Below are 17597 nucleotides of genomic sequence, written 5' to 3'. Positions count from 1 at the left end.
TCTTCTTATATCTTGCAGGATTTATGGAGAGGCGTATAATGGGTGACAAGAGAGTGGGGAGGCGGAATTCGATGGGGAGTTTCCAATACAATAATGAAGACAGCACCTTCTCGGTCTCTCACCGGAAGGCGTTAAGCCACCATATGCCGATCAGTCATTTTCACAGCACCTTCGAAATCTACTATTTGATGTCCGGCAATCGGGCATTTTTCATAAAAGACAGGACGCTGGTCATGAACGAGGGGGATGTCATTATTATTTCTCCGAATATTCTCCATCGGACGACCAATGCAGAGATGCCCGAGCACGAGCGGCTCATTGTTAATATTCATGAGCAATATATGGCTGCCGTCAATCCCGCTTACCGGGACATTCTGCAGCCGCTGTTCGAGAACGAGTACATCATCGTCAAATGTCCTCTGCATGACCGGCATACCCTTGAGGCGCTTGCCCGCACGATCATGCAGGAAATCCAGGACAGCAGGTCCGGCTTCGAGATGTATGCGCAGACTTTGGTACTGCAGCTGCTGATCATTTGCTGCCGGCATGTGAAGGCGAACAGTATGGAACCGGCGGAGTCGCCAAGCCCCATGCACGAAAGAATCTCGGAAGTTGTTCGTTATATGAACGGCCATTATATGCAGGACCTGCCGCTTCACGTGCTGGCTGAGAAATTTTACGTCAGTCCTTATTATTTGAGCCGTTTTTTCAAAGAGGCGACAGGCTTCACGTTCGTGGAATATTTGAACAGCGTGCGGATCAAAGAAGCGAAGAAGCTGCTGGAGCAAACGTCGATGAAAGTCAGTCTGATTGCGAAGAAGGTCGGGTTCGGCAGTGTTACGCATTTCGGCAGAGTCTTCAAGTCCGTTACGGGACATGTTCCGTTGTACTACAGAAAAGAAAGATGAAGCTGCCGTGAACCAACACGGCAGCTTCGTTGTTTTTAGGCGAACTCCCTCGGATGACGTCGTTTCAGTTCTTCGATCCCATACGAGCGCCCCGTCTCCTCCAGACGCTTCACATAGTCCGGGAGGAAGCCTTTGGCATGGTAAGGGCCGCCTTCTTTCATTACGGTCCATAGGGGATCAACGTCGAACGGCATCTTGTGCATCATCTCATCATGCCATTCATTCAAATAATAGACGGCTTCCCGGCAAATTTCAGGGTGCTCGGCCGCCAGATTATATTGTTCATGCGGGTCGCGGCCGAGGTGGAACAGCATCTCTTTGTCAAACAGATGATAGCCGTCGTGGTAGGTTCGGATATACAGCCAATCCCCGAACCGGACGCTTCGCTGGCAAACATGCGCGCATTGGGAAATTACGAGAAAATCTCTTCCGCACGATTCGCCGGTGCGAAGGGCGGCAGCGTAGCTGGCTCCGTCCCAGCTCGGAGAAGCGGGCGCATCCAGCAGTTCGGCCAGCGTCGGAGCGAGATCCAAATGATAGTGCAGGCTATTGTCCACGTGATTGGACATGAGTCCCGGCCAGCGTATAATCATCGGAATACGGCACGTGCCTTGATCTGCCGTTCCATGTTCGCCGTAAATGCCCAGCTCGCCCATATTTTCACCGTGATCGGCGGTAATAATGACGATCAGGTCGTCCATGACACCTTGATCTTTCAGCTCTTGGAAGAGGCGGCCGATATGCTCATCCATGTAGCGGATGCCCATATCGTATCCGTCGATCATCGTTCGCAGGCCGGCTCTGTCCGTAATTTCCCCGGGGTGGCGCGGGTACTGCGGCAATGTGCGATTGTCATACATATTGATTTCGCTCGCGCTGTGCGGTCCTATTTTGTTCATATGGGCAGCCAGCACGTCATCCGTAATCCAAGCGGGAAGCGGGTCTTGCTCGAATGGATTGGCGAAATCTTCCGGTGTCCTGTAGGGCGTATGCGGATCCCAGTAGTTTACGTACAGGAACCAATTATCCTCCTGCGCATGCTGGCGGATCCAGTTCAGAGCCACGGGCGTTACTTCTTCGGCGTATTCCATGCCGCCTTTGCCTGTGTTATGCATTTCATTGAACCCGGCATAGAAGGTCCAGGACGAATGACGCTCGGCGAATGGGCTAATTAGAGCGGTCTTCATGCCGGCATTGCGGAAAATGGCCGGCAAGCATTCTTTCCCCAGACGGTCGCGGAAAGCCCGGTCCGTTCCTTCATGCCGGACATCCGCAGCCGTCCCGCCATGGCCGACTACGCCATTGTGAATACCGAACCTGCCTGTCATCAGAGCGGTGCGCGACGGAAAACATGGCGCATCCGAGGTGTAATAATTCGTAAAGCGAACGCCTTCTTTGGCGATGCTGTCAATATTGGGGGATGTATTCCGGTGGTAGCCGTAGCAGCCCAAATGATCCGGGCGGGTGGAATCCAGATCCAGCAGCAGGACTCTCGTTTTGTTTCGTTTCATATAGACATTCTCCTTCGAAATGATTTGGGTTACCCTTTAATGGCGCCGGCCATGCCGTCGACAAAGTAGCGCTGAAGCAGCAGAAATACAAGAATAATCGGAACCAAGGCAATCGTTCCTCCCGCAGCGATGCCCGTCCAGTCGACGATATTTTCACCGCGCAGCGCATACAGACCTACAGCCAAAGTTCTCAAATTGGGATTGCTTAACGTGAGAACGAGAGGAAGCAGGAACGAGTTCCACGTCCAGATGAACTGCATGATGACCGCACTGCCGACAATCGGTTTGGAGAGAGGCAGCATGATATGGAAAAAAGTGCGCAGAAATCCGCAGCCGTCCATAATCGCAGCTTCTTCAAGCTCTTTGGGCACTTGCCGGAAGAAGCCTGCGAATAAGAGCACGAAGACGAGATGTCCGCCGCCGGATTCGGCCAGAATGATGCCCGCAAGCGAGTTCATCAATCCTAAGTGCTTGATTAATTCGAATACCGGGATGATCGAAAATTCCAGAGGCACGAAGATGCTGGCGGCCAGAACGGTTATGATGAATTGCTTGCCTGCAAAGGCGTATCTGCCAAGCGCATAACCGCACGTGGAAGTTATCGATAGTACAATGAAGATGACCGCAACCGTGATGACGATCGAATTCAGGAAATACCGGTCGAAATGGCCGGCATCCCATGCCCGGACGAAGTTGGATACTTGCAGGGACGAGGGGATCAAGCTGAGCCCTTTGGTGAAAAATTCATCCTGGCTTTTGAATGAAGCCGAAATCATCCATAGAAACGGATAGATCCAGAGGAATGCTAGGGCAGAGAGAACAATGTGCAGGAGAATTCCGCGAACCGACTTGACATTGCGATGGAGTGCTTTGGTTTCCAATGAATTCATAGGCGCTCTCCTCTGCTGGAATTTTTCAACCTGCTATTGACCCAGGACTGGATGACGGCAACCACGATGATCGTGAAAGCGAAGAGAATTCCGGCTGCGGATGCATACCCCATACGCGGCAAGCCCATTTCACTGGAGAAGGCATACCGGTAAATGTACGTGGAGACCACATCTGTAGCGTAGAAAGGCCCGCCTTCCGTCATCGTTTTGATGAGATCGAACACTTTCAAGGATCCGGCGATATTCAGCAGCAGAATGACAAGGCCGATCGGAATGATTTGCGGCAGCGTGATAGAGAAGAAAGTGTGCAGATGGCCGGCCCCGTCCACCCTGGCGGCCTCGTACAGCTCCCGGGGGACGGTTTGCAGTCCTGCCAGCCAGTAGATCATATTCATGCCGAGGTTTTTCCACACATAAATCATAATCACCGTTGTCATTGCCCATTTGGCGTCGCCAAGCCAGTTAATCGGTTGATCGATAATACCAAGCGCGGTAAGCAAAGCATTGACGGCGCCATCCGAGCCCCAAATATACACCATAATGATCCCGACGATGGAGGCTGTCGTGACAACCGGTATGAAATACAGAGTCCGGTAAATCGTCGCTCCCCGCAGCCTGGGATTGTTCAGCACGAGGGCAAGGAACAGGGCCAGCAGCAGAAGCAGAGGAACGGACCCGAACATAAACTTGAAGCTGTTGGCATAGGCCTTCCAGAAGTACAAATCTTGGGTGATTTCCTTGAAGTTCTGCAACCCGACGAATGGCATGTCCGAGCTGAGGCCCGACCAGTCATGCAGGGCATAGTACCAGTTAATGAGGATAGGCCATCCTTGGAACATTGCGTAAAAAATCAAGTTCGGTGCAATAAACAGCAAACACCAGAGCTGAATGGCACGGCGGCGTTTACTGCGGGTCCGGGGCACGGACCGATGCTGCTCAGGTGCTGAAATGACATTCTCCATGTCAATCCTCCTCATTCGAAGCCATTACTTCAGAGCTTTATAATCGTCCGCCGTATAATTCTTCATCGGATCCCAGTTCGGGAACTCGAAGTCGGAACCGGACACTTTGGCACCTTTGCCCTTGGCCGCTTCGATCGCGCTGTTCCAGGCAGTTCCAAGCTGTTTGGAATATAAGGCAAGCGCGCTCTTCTCATCCTTCATGGCTCCGGCGACGACCGCCGACAGAATCTCTCCGGCGTCCGGGTGTACGTCCTTGAACTCTGCAAAAATAGCGGCTGTATCCGGATTGCGCACACTGGGGTCCGGAATCATACGCCCATATTGTTGAACGATATCGTAATAAGCTTTCAACTGCGGTGCTTTGGCATACTTCTCGTTAACGCCTTTCACGACCGAGAAGGAATCTCCGGATTCAACTCGTTTGGCTTGAAAAAAATCGCCGCCATAAAATTCCTTCAAATATAGCGCAGCCTCCTTCGGATGCTTGGATTTGGCGGAGAGTCCGATCCAAGCCGAATTGCTCGTGACCGGGATCGAGCCCTTCAGCCCCGATTCGGGCAGCGGAGGGGCCATCACACCGTAGTCCAACTGGGGATTATCTTTATTCCATACCCCCACGTTCCATGCTCCCTGGATAATGAATCCCGCCTGATCTTGAGCGAATAACGCCCGGGCTTCCGGAGCCGAGATACTCATCGTTTTGGGATGGAAGCTGCCGTCTTGCGCCAAGCCTTTGAACAAGGCGAAGAGATCGAGTACAGGCTGCGAATCGTAGGTCGGCTGCTTCGTAACCAAGCTTACCGGCGCGCTGCCGTTCAGGCCGCTGCCGCCGAGCGAGGACCATTCCCTCAGCGTGGAAAGCCAACGATTGCTCTGTTTGCCGCCTTCGATAATGCCGTAATATTTGCCTTTGCCGGCCGCCGTAATTTTTCGCGCATAGTCACGAAACTCATTGTATGTAACCGGTGGTTTCTCGGGATCGAGTCCTGCTTCCTTGAACAGCTTTTTGTTATAGAAGACAAGTGTGCTCGGGAGAGAAAGGGCTTCGGGAATGGAGTAAATTTTACCGTCTACCATCGTGGTGCCGTTCTGAAAAGTACCTTCGACGAACATGTTTTTGAAGGTATCGTCAATGAATGGATCTAGAGGCTGAAACCAGTTTTCTTTCACCAAAGTCGTAAGCTTCATACCGGTGGGGACGGGAAATAAATCCGGGGCGTCATTCGTTTTGACCGCTGTCAGTACAGTATTTTTGAATTGGTCGATCGTCAATTGTGTATACTCAATTCTGATGTTCGGATATTTCTCCGTGAACTTCCGGTGGAACTCTTCGCGCAATTGTTTGACGCTGTCGCTCCAGTCCATGATGCGTAAGACGACTTGACCGTTATCGGCGCCAGGGCTACCACCGGCGGCATTTGCTTGTGCCGAAGCTGCGGGCGGGGAATCCGCCGTGGAACAGGCGCTCAGTGAAATCAGACTGCTAACGGCAATGGCTTGCGTCATTGTACGCAGGCTAAGCTTCATAGGGACATTCCTCCTTATAATCGCTTTAGGAAATCGCTTTCAATCTTAGGGGTGATACTGTAAATTATAGGATCGGCTGATTTTGGCGTCCATGTATAATTCAATTATTAATTGTATAAAACTACTCCGATTCATAGGTGTAACCTTCAAATTTTCGAGGAAACACGCCATACTATAGTGTATATTACTACATATTAGATCTTGGGCTTAAGGGCATAAGGAGGCGGCATGCAGCATGCTAACGATCTATTCCACGTATTTTGACAATCTCATTCCTAACTGGCGCAACCAACTCGATATCATTAATTATCATATACTCGTGTTGGTTACTCGGGGGAAAGTGTTATACACCTTGAACGGGGAGAAACGGATGGCCGAAGAAGGGGATATGCTGCTTATACCTAAGGGGACCAGCCGGGCGGCCGAGAATGGGAATGAAGAGCCGCATCAGAAATATACCGTATTGTTCCAATACAATCATTACGGCATGAACGAGGGGGATACCGGTATTCCGTTCTTGAAGAACGGGCGTCTGTTACATCTGAAAATTCGCAATTTCGAGTATTTCAAACAACGGTTTATGCTTCTGTACAGGGAGGATATGGAGCGGAAGTATATGTTCGAGTTCATTCGCACAGGCATCCTGCATGAGCTGCTGGCTCTGGTCGGACGTGAAGCGGAGGCGCTGGATCTGTCGCCGATCAAGATGAAGCTGGCTAAAACCATTCAGCACTATCTTCTGGAAAACTACCGCTCCCCCATCCAGATCGAGCAGCTTGCAGAGATGATTCAGCGTTCACCCAACTATACGATCTCCTTGTTTAAAGAGGTTAACGGACAATCTCCCATCCAATATATGCATCAGCTGCGGATTCTGGAGGCGCGTAATTTATTGGTGAATTCAAGTATGAGCGTTACGGAAATCTCGCAGTATTTGGGCTATTACGACACCTCTTATTTCTTCAAAATGTTCAAGAAGTTTACCTCGATGTCGCCGACGGCCTTTGTGGCCAAGGGGGACTGACGTGGGATTTATCGGCAGGCGTCCGCTTATGGGCACTCTCCCGTCGGCTCAGGGAAGACGATAAAAGATAAAGGAGCTGAGTCCAGCCGGCCGGCGAGGTCGCGTTCGCGGGGGAGGCATCGCCGCCCAGCCCGCTAACGGACACAGCAGCCCTTGCATGGGCCCAATAGGCTGCTGCGAACTTGTAACGGACACCAACGCCGTTATTTGCTCATTTCGGGGGGAATTCCCCCGAAAATTCGGCAAATAACGTCTCCGGTGTCCGTTAGAGTTGAAGCGAGCCGAGTATGGCAGCATTAACGGCCGTGGTGTCCGTTAGCCGCGCCGTGCGGGCTTGGCCGTGCTGGACCGGCGAGGCTCAGCCCCGCCGCCGAAGCGGCAAGCATCGCGCGGACTGCGCGCCGCCCGCCCGGTCGGCGAGGTCGCGTTCGCGGGGGAAGCTTGCGCCGCCCAGCCCGCTAACGGACACAGCAGCCCTTGCATGGGCCCAATAGGCTGCTGCGAATATGTAACGGACACCAGCGCCGTTATTTGCTCATTTCGGGGGGAATTCCCCCGAAAATCGGCAAATAACGTCTCCGGTGTCCGTTAGAGTTGAAGCGAGCCGAGTATGGCAGCATTAACGGCCGTGGTGTCCGTTAGCCGCGCCGTGCGGGCTCGGCCGCCATGCAGCAAGGCCCGCCGCACGCACCTATAGCATCCGGACCAGACCCTCATGCTTCACGTTCCATGTGCCGTCCTGCGGAAAGCCCGGTGCATCGGTGTCCGGTCCATGAGCCCACCCGGCAGCCATCATGGCCACAGCGCTCAGCAGCCCGCCGTTTCCAGGCAGATAGACGGTTAACGGCTTGCGCTGATAGTTGTGACCGTTCGGCAAGTAAGTGTTGGTCACCTTGTCGGTCAAGAGCATGTCGATGGCCAGCCGGCCTTCGCCGAGCCGGGCCGCCGTCATCGCCACCAGCGGATAGTCCCACCCCCAGGTGGCATCCCAATCCCACGCTCGAACGACTTCGTGTAGCGTTCTCAGCATCGTCTCGCGATCCACCATGCAGCCCGGAAGAATGCCGAGCGGTGCCAGCATCGTCGGGTGGTCTTTCGTTCCGCTCCCATTGGTGAACGTGTCGGGAGCTGTTTCGGCGGACACGTACAGACCGTCCGTGACGGGCAGCTCGGACAAGTGGGTTAATACGTGCTCCCATTTCTCAACCCTCGGGAGTCCGAGCTTATCCTTCCAAGCAAGCGCCGTCGATAACCCGAACGCCCAGTACGACAGCTCGAAGGTCGGGTTCATCGTCACAGCGTGATCGAATATTTCTTGGGCCGGCGCCACAGGAGGGCCTAACACATAACGCTCACGCTCGCTGTCCCATTCGGCGAAGGAAGCCATGAATGCCGCGCTTTCGAAGACAATCTCGGCATATTTCTCCAGGGTGTCCCGGCTGGGATGAATGGTATACAGCAGCTGCGCATAATAAATCGGGTGAGGCTGCTGCCAAATCAGGAATGGCTCGATATAGCAAGGGCCGCCCACACCGTCGGGAGCGACGCATTTCGGCCATCTTGCGCCTTCGTAGCCTTGCGAGGCAGCGAGCGCGCGGGCTGCGCCCAGAATGCTCTCATACCATTCCAGACTGTTCGCCAAGGAGTCGGGCCGGTTCCAGAGTGCGAAGTGAACGGAGTGCCACCAGTGCATCTCCAGATGGAATTTCCCTGCCCAGCTATTATGGGTGAGCCCGGATTCCGCTGGCGGAAGCGTGCCGGAGGACTGAATCGCCGTCAAATACTGTGATAGCACGATTCTTCGCTCCAACTCGTGCGCCCGCGGGTCTTGGCTGCCGGAGAGATCTATCGCGCCGCCGGAGGTCCAGAAGCTTCGCCAATGCGCCTCGGCGCTGTTTAGCGTAGAGAGGACGGACGGCAGCTCCGACTCATCGGTCGCCGGAGTGAACCGAAACCGCACCTCGAACTCCTCGGAATCCGGCGAAGGGGTCAGAAGCAGCAGGTGGCTATCCTGCTCACTGCGAGCCAAAGTTCCGTTCGACCAGGCTGCCGATACGGCATAGGAATCCTCATCCAGCTTCCGGTCGATCTGCACGGCATTGCCGCTGCGCATGACGAAATCCGTCTCATGCCGGCTGGATTTGTCCCAATCGGTACCGGCGAATTTCCAAGTACCGTAAGGGAAATGAAAAGCGAGCTGCAGACACCCATGCCGAATCAATCCGGATCGAATGCGCACGGCAATCAAATCCTGGTCCGGATGACAGCAGGTGGTTATGCTTGCGGTATGCCCGTTCAGCGCGAATTGGCTGTCGATTCGGCCGCTCCACAGATCGAGCACCTGCCGGGTGTCCTTCAAGTCCTCGGCGGAGGCTTCCTCGCCGGAAGGCAGCAGAAGTCGGAACGAAACGATACCGAGATGCAGCTTGTGCGGATTGAACTTCAGCCATTTGTATTCTTCGGTAATTTGTCCGGGCGGCATATACGGGAATCCGACGCTTCTCCCACCGAAGGTGGGGTAATAGGTGAGCGGGAATTTGTCCGCGCGATAGCCTTCCGGATTCGGATGCGTGTGCCACGCCCAGTTGGAGAAATTGCCGAGCGGCACGCCCCCGTCTTTGTATAGCGAAGGGAAGGTTTGCAGACCGGTCGCATCAACCGTGAAAGCGTAATTCCCGTTGCCGACGGAGAGGGAACTGAATTTATCGAATTCGGTAATAACCGGATTGTGGCGTTGAACTAAAGATTTTCGATCGATCATGGCGGCACCTCTTGGTCCAAATTTCAGGCTCGGCATTGTCGGCTCTCAAACCGGTAGCTGCCCGAGCCTGCCTCAATAACAATATAATGGCGGTTTTCCGTCCGGAGAACTTGAACGGATGCCACTTCTTTAATCGGTCTGCCGCTTTCCAATACGGTATCCAATGACTCGGACGGCACATAAATTTCCGCCGTACAGTTCACGGGAACGGTGATGTCGAGCGTCAGGCGACCGTGTTCATGGCGTTTCCAAGCGACCTTCGCTTGTCCGGCAGGCAGCCTGCAGTCTGCAGAAGCTTCATCCAAGCCGTTTACGATCGCCGGCTTGACGACAAGCTTGCAGCTCTCGTCGACAGGATCAATCCGGTACCGGATGCCCGCCAAATCCCGAAAGAACCATTCCTCCACATGCCCCAGCATGAAATGGTTCTGCGACTTGCCGACGGTCGGTCCGTCCCAAGCTTCAGTCAATGTCGTTGCGCCGTGGACGATCTGATAGCCATAGCTCGGGTGATCGGTTTGGCGGCTCATCGCGTAGACGATGTCCGAACGTCCGTATTCAGCGAGGGCAAGCAGTACGGATCGATGGCCGACATCGCCTGCCGTCGTATGATAGCCGTGCCGTTCGATGTCTTCGATGATATGAGAAAGCACCTTTTCTCTAGAAGAAGGGTCTGTCAAACCCAACACAAGCGGCATGGCATTGGAGCTTTGGCTGCCTGACGCATACTGTTCTTTCTCGCAATCCCAGAATGCGGCGTTGAAAGCCCTCTTGATCTTCTCGCGAAGCTTCGCATAAGCGGCTGCATCATCGTCTTGATGCAAAAGTGCGGCGATTTGCGCGAACACATCGGCGATATGGTAGAACATCGCGGTTTCCGTATGCGCGACCGGCGTATTCTGCACGAAACCGGGCGGATTGCTCCCGGCATCGTACCAATCGCCAAGGCCTTCCCGGACAATCAATTCGTCGGAATTGGCTTTCACATACTCGATATAGGCTTTCATCGTTTCATAATGCTCGATCAATACCCGGCGGTTGCCGTAGAGATGCAGCAAGTTCCAGCCGGTGAGAATGTAAGCTGCGCCCCATGAAACAGAGTCCCGGAAACACCGCCACTGCTCCGAGAAAACGACATATTCCGGTGCGGTCGTCGGCACCATCCCGTTTGGAAGCTGCGCATCCCGGATATCCTCCATCGTTTTGACTAGCAGCCGTTCGACGTCATAGTTATAGGCTAGGGAAGGGCCCATTAAATGCACTTGCTCCAGCCAGCCCAGCTTCTCCCGGTGCGGACAATCCGTAAAAATGCTCTTCATATTACTGAGCATAGCCCGATTGATGATTTCATGCGTGCGGTTCAAAAGAGGGTGCGAGCAAGCGAAATGTCCGTGAATCGGCATATCCGGATAAATCATCTGCCCTTCGATCGCGAGAAGGACGGGAACGTCTTGGCCGTCAACGGCTTTATCCGCAGGCACGGCGCCCTCGATCTGCAAATAGCGGAAGCCGGTGTAACTGAATCGTGGCGACCAGACTTCGTCTTCCCGGTTCCCGTTCAGTACATAAGTGAATTTGGTGGGGGATCCCGTCCACTTCTGGTTCACTGTGCCGCTTTCCTTCAGCAGTTCGGCCGGTGACATGGCGATCGGTGCGCCTTCGGGACCTTTGACGCGAATTTGCACCCAGCCGGAGAAGTTCTGCCCGAAATCGGCCACAAACACGCCGGGAGCCGGTTCCGATATCTGGACGGGACGCAACGTTTCCTTCACTTGGAGCGGCGGGAACGCTTGAGCCTTCAGCTGTCCGGCAGGGGCATTAACCTCCCGGGCGGGCCTCCAGGCATCGCCGGCTGCTCCTTCATACCGGTCCCAGCCTTTTGGCGTCCGGCGCGCATCATAGTCTTCCCCTCCGTATATACAGGAGAACGTAATCGGCCCGGGGGCGGCGCTCCACCCACTGTCACTGACAATTTGCGTCAGGGTGCCGTCCGTATGTGTGATTTCCAATTGAACCAGACATCTCGGCGTACCGAATGACCGTTTGAATTTACTGTAACGCCCGCCGGTCACATTGAAAAAGCCGTTCCCCAGCATGACACCGATCGCGTTACCGCCCTCCGACAGCTCCTCCGTCACATCATAGACGCAGTAGAGACAAGTCTTGTCATAGTTTGTCCATCCTGGCTCCAGCACGCGATCGCCGACTTTCCGCGCATTTAAACGCAGCTCGTACTGGCCTAATCCGCAGATGTAAACTCTCGCGCTCGAAACCGGCTTGTCGAGGTGAAATTCGCGTCTGAATAACGGGAGAGCAGGCTTGCCGTCCGGCTCGGATTCATATGCGGCAATCCATCGAGCGCCCCAATCCTTCTCATCCAGCAGTCCCATCTCCCACCAAGAGACAGCGCTCTCGGTCATTTGCCCTTGGCGGTCCCAAACCTGCACTTGCCAATAATACCGAAGCCTTGACTGAAGCGGGGGACCTTGGTAGGGAACGTGCGCGTTGTTGCGGCTGGAGCATTTGCCGCTATCCCAAAGCAAGCCTTGGCCTTGCCGTAACTTATCCTCACCGTCGGCGACGAGTATCCGGTAGGCCGTCTGCAGCTGAGCCCGCTGCTGTGCAGCGCCGAAGCTCCAGCTGAAAGCCGGCTGGCGGACGTCGATTCCGAGCGGAGTGCGCATGCTTTCAACAAACATTTCATCGACGTGCATCGATCTGGACTCCTTTGTCATCAAGTTTGCGCTGCCACCGGATGTGACGCTGCGAATGTGATTGTTCGGAACTCTTTGCCGAAGTTTTTGGCTGGATCGCCTTCCCGGTACCGCCTGCAAGAGCAATAGAAATGATAAAGCACGCCTTGGTGCGTAATAACGGAGGGCTTATGGGCGAAAATAGCGTCGATGCTGTCTTCTTCGCCGACCCGAATGATCGGTTCGGGATGTTTCTCCCAATGCAGCAAATCAGGGGAGAGAGCGATTCCTTCTTGAGCTTGCTTGTAGTTATACCCGAAGTAATACATAACCCATTGATTACGGTCCTGGTCATACAGCACGCAAGGATCACTGGCAAAGCCGGAATCCCACCCATCCGGCGTCACCTGCAGAACCGGATTCTGCTCATACCGGGTCCAATTCACCAGATCCGTCGAGAAGGCGACGCCCGTCTGTTCGATCCAGCGTCCTTTATTCGTGTTTTTGGCGTTGTAAAACAAATAGAACTTGCCTCCGTGCTCGACGAGGCACTCTTTGTACAGACCGCCTTGCTCCCAATCGGCGCCTTCCTCCGGCGTCAGGATGGGGTCGGGCAGCCGGTGCCACGCCAGCAGCTGTTCATCTTCCGTCCAGGCAAGACCGATCTTGGCGGAACCTTCCTCATAGCCTTCGCCCGGATATGCGTGATAGACGAGCCAGTATTTGTTCTGCCACTTTTTCAGTACAGGCGGAGCGTCGAGGCGGTTTTCTTTTAGGATCCACGTACCTGCAATGCTGACGGAATCCCAGGCTTTAGCGCCGTTGCGCTCCAGAATGACGCCATGATGCTCCCAGTTCATGAGGTCATGGCTAACCGCCAGTGCGGTTTGGTATCCGATGCCGTCGAAACCTACATGCATCATGTAGAACATGCCGTTATGTTGAAAAACGAACGGGCAATCGACCGCGCGCTCGTCGAAGTTCCCGGACACTCCGGAACCGGTGAGAACGGGGCGGCCTAATTTATATGGAGTGAGATAAGGGGTAATGTTCAAGGCGTTACGCTCCTCTTCATGAGTTGTGAGAACACAAAAATAACATTGTATTCAGATTACAATTAAGCGCTTACTCGCTGTGTGGGGGATTGTATCCGATATATAGGTCAAAGCGATCTTCAGGCTTCATCCGCATTGACAGCGGGAAGCCGCCGGCGTAGGATGAGGGGGAAAATCAGGCCATTCTGCAAGAAAGGCGGAGCTGAAGTGAAGGAGAATCTGGGTTTTGTTCCGTTTATGTTCCAAACGGCAGGCCATATCATAGCGGGGAATCAGTCGCTGTCCCAACTGGTTCCCAGTCTGAAGTTGAGAGGGAATTTCAAGCACGCGGTGATCGTATCGCAACCATCGATGAGAGCGATAGGGGTCATTGAGCGGATCACCGGCGAGCTGGCGCAGGCCGGAATTTCCAGCAGGGTCGTGACCGACGTGAAGCCGGAGCCGACGGTTGCGAATATTCAGGACGTATTCGCAGCGATTAACGCGGAGCCCGTCGATCTATTGATCGGAATCGGCGGCGGAAGCGTGCTTGACGCAACCAAGCTGTTTTCCGTCTTGGCGACGGATCCCGTAGATGTCATGAATTTGATCGGCACGGACCGGGTAGCAAGACCCGGTATTCCGACCGTATTGATTCCGACCACGTCGGGCACAGGCTCGGAAGTGACGCCGAATGCGATTGTTACGATTCCCGAAGAGGAGTTGAAGGTAGGCATCATTAGCAGGCACCTGCTCCCGATGATGGTCATTCTCGATCCGGAATTGACGGTAAGCTTGCCGCCCGCCATTACGGCCGCAACTGGAATGGATGCGTTTACACATGCTTTGGAATCGTACATTTCGATCAAAGCCAATGCCATCAGCGATATGTTCGCGCTGGAATCGATTCGCTTGATTGCAGGCAGCTTGCTGCCTGCTTACGAGGACGGAGCGAATCTGAAAGCGAGAGAAAGCATGCTGCTCGGTTCCATGTACGGAGGCATGGCGCTTACTGCGGCAGGAACCGCGGCGGTTCATGCGCTCGCTTATCCGCTCGGCGGCAAGTTCCACATTACGCATGGCGTCGCGAATTCCATGCTGCTGCCGCACGTGATGACTTTCAATATGGACGCCATCTATGACCGGCTGGGCAGCGTCGCCTTCGCGATGGGGCTGCAGGCCGGGACCGAAGGAGGAAGTTCCGCTGCCGAGGCGGTCATCCGGCGTATTTTCGAATGGACGTCCCGCATGCGCATCCCGCAAAATTTACGCGAATTCGGCGTTACCGGCGAAGACGTTGAGGAATTAGCGATTGCCGCTTCCAAGGTCACAAGGCTTATGCATAACAATCCGAAACCGATGGGCATCGCGGATATCGAGGCGGTTTACCGCAGGCTGCTGCCGTAACCTCGTGAAGGATTGCATTCCACAGAGAAGGAGAATGAATATGAAACCTATGCTGCAACCGTCAGGCATCATTCCCGCCATGGTCACCCCCTTTGACCAGCATTACGAAATCGACGAGCTGGCATTGCGGCAGCTGACCCGCAGGCTGATCGGCGCGAATGTGGACGGATTATTTTGCTTGGGGACGAACGGCGAGTTTTTCTCGTTGACTTTTGAGGAGAAGCTGCGGGTTGCCGAGATTGTCATGGAGGAAGCCCAAGGAAGACTGCCGGTGTATGTCGGCGCAGGCTGCGCAAGCACGAAGGAAACGGCCGAATTGGCCGTACGGCTCGAACGTATGGGGGTTGATGCTTTATCGGTCATCACGCCGTATTTTCTGTCGTATACGCAAGCGGAGCTGGCGGGCCATTTCCGAACCGTCGCAGACGCGTGCAGCCTCCCCGTTCTGCTATACAACATACCGGCAAGGACCGGCAATTCGCTTCAGCCGCAGACGGTGAAAGAACTGAGCCGAGTGCCGAATATCGTCGGGATAAAAGACAGCAGCGGCAGCTTCGATACGATTTTGCAATATATCGAGCTATCCGGTCCGGACTTCGCCGTGCTGGCAGGTACGGATTCGCTCATATTGCCGACGCTGATGGCGGGCGGCCATGGGGCAATTGCGGCAACGGCCAACGTTTTTCCGGAAGTCGTGAAATCGATTTATACGAATTGGCAGCAGGGGAAGCTGGATGAAGCGGAGCTGCAGCAGCGGAAGCTCCGCGCGCTGCGGAGCGCGTTTGCGCTGGGGACGCTGCCGTCCGTGCTGAAGGAAGCGATGTGCATGATCGGCTTGCCGGCCGGATTGTCGCGCTTGCCGGTACAACCGCTGAATGCGGCGGCCAAAGAGCAGCTTAGAATCGTGATTGACCGTTATTTAGAGCAAGCCGATATTACATAAGGAGTGAGGTTAAGAGCATGGTTGCGAATATTCCAAATGGCGTATGGCCAACGATGGTGACGCCATTCACCGATGCCGGTCAAGTGGATTACCGGGCATTGGAGCAGTTGATCGAGTGGTATATCGGCCAAGGTGTGCACGGACTCTTCGCCGTATGTCAGTCCAGCGAGATGTTTTATTTGACGTTGGAGGAACGAGTCGGCATTGCCCGGTTCGTCGTTGATCAAGCGGCAGGCCGGGTACCGGTCATCGCGTCGGGGCATGTATCCGACGGCTTCGACGCGCAAGCGGAGGAGCTGCAGCAGATCGCAGGTACGGGAGTCAAGGCCGTCGTGCTCGTAAGCAATCGCTTGGCGGCTTCGGACGAATCCGACAGCGTATGGTTCGACCGCGTTCTGAAGCTGATTGACCGGGTGCCTGACGTGCCGATGGGGATTTACGAATGTCCGTATCCGTACAAAAGGCTGCTCAGCCCGCAGCTTCTCAAGCAATGCGCGGAGACCGGGAGATTCGCCTTTCTTAAGGATACGAGCTGCGATTTGCAGCAAATTGCCGCCAAGCTCCAAGCGGTAGCAGGGACGCCGCTGAAGCTCTACAATGCGAATTCTGCAACTCTGCTGGCCTCGCTGCGTTTGGGGGCGGCAGGATTCAGCGGGGTGATGGCGAATTTCCATCCCGACTTGTATGTGCGTCTGACCGAGAAGTGGCGGGAGGAACCGCAAGCGGCGGACATGCTGCAGTCGTTCGTAGGAGCCGCATCGCTTGTAGAGCTGCAGATGTATCCCGTTAACGCCAAATACCATCTCGGGAAAAGAGGCCTGCCGTTCTCGCTCTATACGCGCTCCAAAGATGCAGGCGCTTTCCGGGACAATCATAAGCTGGAAGTGGAGCAGCTGGATGCGCTCTATGAACTCGTAAAGAAGCAGCTTTCCTAATTGATCAGAAAGAGGGGGCAAATCTGTGCCGTTCCAACCAAAGGACAGAATCGTATTTATCGGTGACAGCATTACGGATAAAGGGAGAAAGAAAGACCCGTTGAAGCTGGGATCGGGCTATGTTCGGCTTATTCACGATTATCTTACGGCGGTTTACCCGCATCTCGCGTTGAAAATGATTAACGAAGGCGTTTCCGGCAACCGGGTGACCGATCTGGAGAAGAGATGGACGCTGGATGTGCTGGATCACAAACCGCAGTGGCTGTCTATCTCCATCGGCATTAATGACGTATGGCGCCAATTGGATTCCCCAGGGATCGAGCAGGTGTATCCCGACAAGTTCGAAGAGGTGTACCGCAACCTGCTGGAGCAGACGAAGCTCCTGCCGAATTGCCGGCTCATTCTTATGCAGCCTACGGTTATCAAAGAGTATTCCGATGCCACGGGCAACCGGTTGCTGGCACCCTATGTGGACGTGGTCAACAGGCTGGCGGAGGAATACGATGCCGTACTCGTTCCTACGCATCATGCGTTCATCGATTTCCTCAACCGGGAGACCGGCCAGGATCTGACGACCGATGGCGTGCATATGAATTCGCTCGGCGACATGCTGATGGCCACGACCTGGTTGAAGGCCGTGGAGCGGCGTTAGCCGGAGCTTGCTCGTGCGTGCGAGTCTCGCGCACTTCTAAAGGACACCAGCGCCGCTATTTGTTCCTTCCGGACAAGAGGCAGCCTCGCAACCGGCGAATAAGGCCGCCGGTGTCCGTTAGGCGTGCTTTCACAACGACGATCGTGAATGCCCCGTCCCGTACAAGGGAAAGGGGCTTTTCCCATTGCCGGCGATCGGTGTTAACCAGCCTCGCAGGGAGAAGAACTCTGCCTTACGAGCGCCGCCCTGAGACAAGGCAGGCTGCTTTTTAACTTTTATACGTGAATCGCGCCACCTATATATATGATAAATTCAGCCTATAATGGTCTGCCGGCTTTCTTGTAGACTGA

13 protein-coding genes are annotated in these 17597 nt (G+C 54.5%); 6 read left to right on the top strand and 7 right to left on the bottom strand.

Going from position 1 to position 17597, the window contains the following annotated elements; all coding sequences use genetic code 11:
* Positions 1-71 precede the first annotated feature (71 nt).
* Positions 72-908 (top strand): AraC family transcriptional regulator, encoded by an 837-nt coding sequence (locus tag PUT07_RS19165; protein ID WP_274469964.1) that lies wholly within the window; start codon positions 72-74, stop codon positions 906-908.
* Positions 909-943: 35 nt separating this feature from the next.
* Here the strand turns inward: PUT07_RS19165 and PUT07_RS19160 are convergent, their stop codons facing one another.
* From PUT07_RS19160 to PUT07_RS19145, 4 genes are read right to left on the bottom strand one after another with little or no spacing between them, the layout of a single operon-like run.
* Positions 944-2419, bottom strand: a complete 1476-nt coding sequence (locus PUT07_RS19160) for a sulfatase family protein (RefSeq protein WP_274469962.1) — start codon at positions 2417-2419, stop codon at positions 944-946.
* Between the two features lie 29 nt (positions 2420-2448).
* On the bottom strand, positions 2449-3309 hold the full coding sequence (locus PUT07_RS19155) for a carbohydrate ABC transporter permease (RefSeq protein WP_274469961.1): 861 nt from the start codon (positions 3307-3309) through the stop codon (positions 2449-2451).
* The gene (locus PUT07_RS19150) at positions 3306-4271 is read right to left on the bottom strand and encodes a carbohydrate ABC transporter permease (protein WP_274469960.1); all 966 of its coding nucleotides are present in this window, start codon (positions 4269-4271) and stop codon (positions 3306-3308) included. Before PUT07_RS19150 ends, PUT07_RS19155 begins: the two co-directional genes overlap by 4 nt.
* A gap of 24 nt (positions 4272-4295) precedes the next feature.
* A complete protein-coding gene (locus PUT07_RS19145) occupies positions 4296-5798 on the bottom strand; it encodes an ABC transporter substrate-binding protein (RefSeq protein WP_274469959.1) in 1503 nt (500 codons plus the stop codon).
* A 235-nt stretch (positions 5799-6033) separates the two neighbouring features.
* Here PUT07_RS19145 and PUT07_RS19140 point away from each other — a divergent pair, with 235 nt between their 5' ends.
* On the top strand, positions 6034-6822 hold the full coding sequence (locus tag PUT07_RS19140) for a helix-turn-helix domain-containing protein (RefSeq protein WP_274469958.1): 789 nt from the start codon (positions 6034-6036) through the stop codon (positions 6820-6822).
* A 691-nt stretch (positions 6823-7513) separates the two neighbouring features.
* Here PUT07_RS19140 and PUT07_RS19135 read toward each other — a convergent pair.
* The 3 genes from PUT07_RS19135 to PUT07_RS19125 are packed head-to-tail and all read right to left on the bottom strand — an operon-like array spanning position 7514 to position 13331.
* Complete coding sequence (locus tag PUT07_RS19135) at positions 7514-9583, bottom strand: glycoside hydrolase family 65 (protein ID WP_274469957.1); 2070 nt, start codon at positions 9581-9583, stop codon at positions 7514-7516.
* A gap of 23 nt (positions 9584-9606) precedes the next feature.
* A complete protein-coding gene (locus tag PUT07_RS19130; protein ID WP_274469956.1) occupies positions 9607-12297 on the bottom strand; it encodes an alpha-L-rhamnosidase in 2691 nt (896 codons plus the stop codon).
* Positions 12298-12317: 20 nt separating this feature from the next.
* A complete protein-coding gene (locus PUT07_RS19125; protein ID WP_274469955.1) occupies positions 12318-13331 on the bottom strand; it encodes a hypothetical protein in 1014 nt (337 codons plus the stop codon).
* A gap of 237 nt (positions 13332-13568) precedes the next feature.
* On the opposite strand from PUT07_RS19125, the gene PUT07_RS19120 reads away from it, so the two are divergent.
* Genes PUT07_RS19120 through PUT07_RS19105 form a run of 4 tightly spaced genes read left to right on the top strand, consistent with a single transcriptional unit; the run spans position 13569 to position 17247 of the window.
* Complete coding sequence (locus tag PUT07_RS19120; protein WP_274470884.1) at positions 13569-14717, top strand: iron-containing alcohol dehydrogenase; 1149 nt, start codon at positions 13569-13571, stop codon at positions 14715-14717.
* A gap of 40 nt (positions 14718-14757) precedes the next feature.
* Complete coding sequence (dapA, locus tag PUT07_RS19115; RefSeq protein ID WP_274469954.1) at positions 14758-15660, top strand: 4-hydroxy-tetrahydrodipicolinate synthase; 903 nt, start codon at positions 14758-14760, stop codon at positions 15658-15660.
* 17 nt (positions 15661-15677) lie between these two features.
* The gene (locus tag PUT07_RS19110) at positions 15678-16595 is read left to right on the top strand and encodes a dihydrodipicolinate synthase family protein (RefSeq protein WP_274469953.1); all 918 of its coding nucleotides are present in this window, start codon (positions 15678-15680) and stop codon (positions 16593-16595) included.
* 25 nt (positions 16596-16620) lie between these two features.
* Positions 16621-17247, top strand: a complete 627-nt coding sequence (locus tag PUT07_RS19105; protein WP_274469952.1) for an SGNH/GDSL hydrolase family protein — start codon at positions 16621-16623, stop codon at positions 17245-17247.
* The last annotated feature ends 350 nt before the right edge of the window (positions 17248-17597 follow it).

Origin of the sequence: Paenibacillus sp. MAHUQ-63 (assembly GCF_028765165.1) — a bacterium.
Classification (GTDB): Bacteria; Bacillota; Bacilli; order Paenibacillales; family NBRC-103111; genus Paenibacillus_E.
The sequence above is the reverse complement of the archived record's forward strand: the minus strand, read 5'-3'. Positions and strand labels throughout refer to the sequence as shown.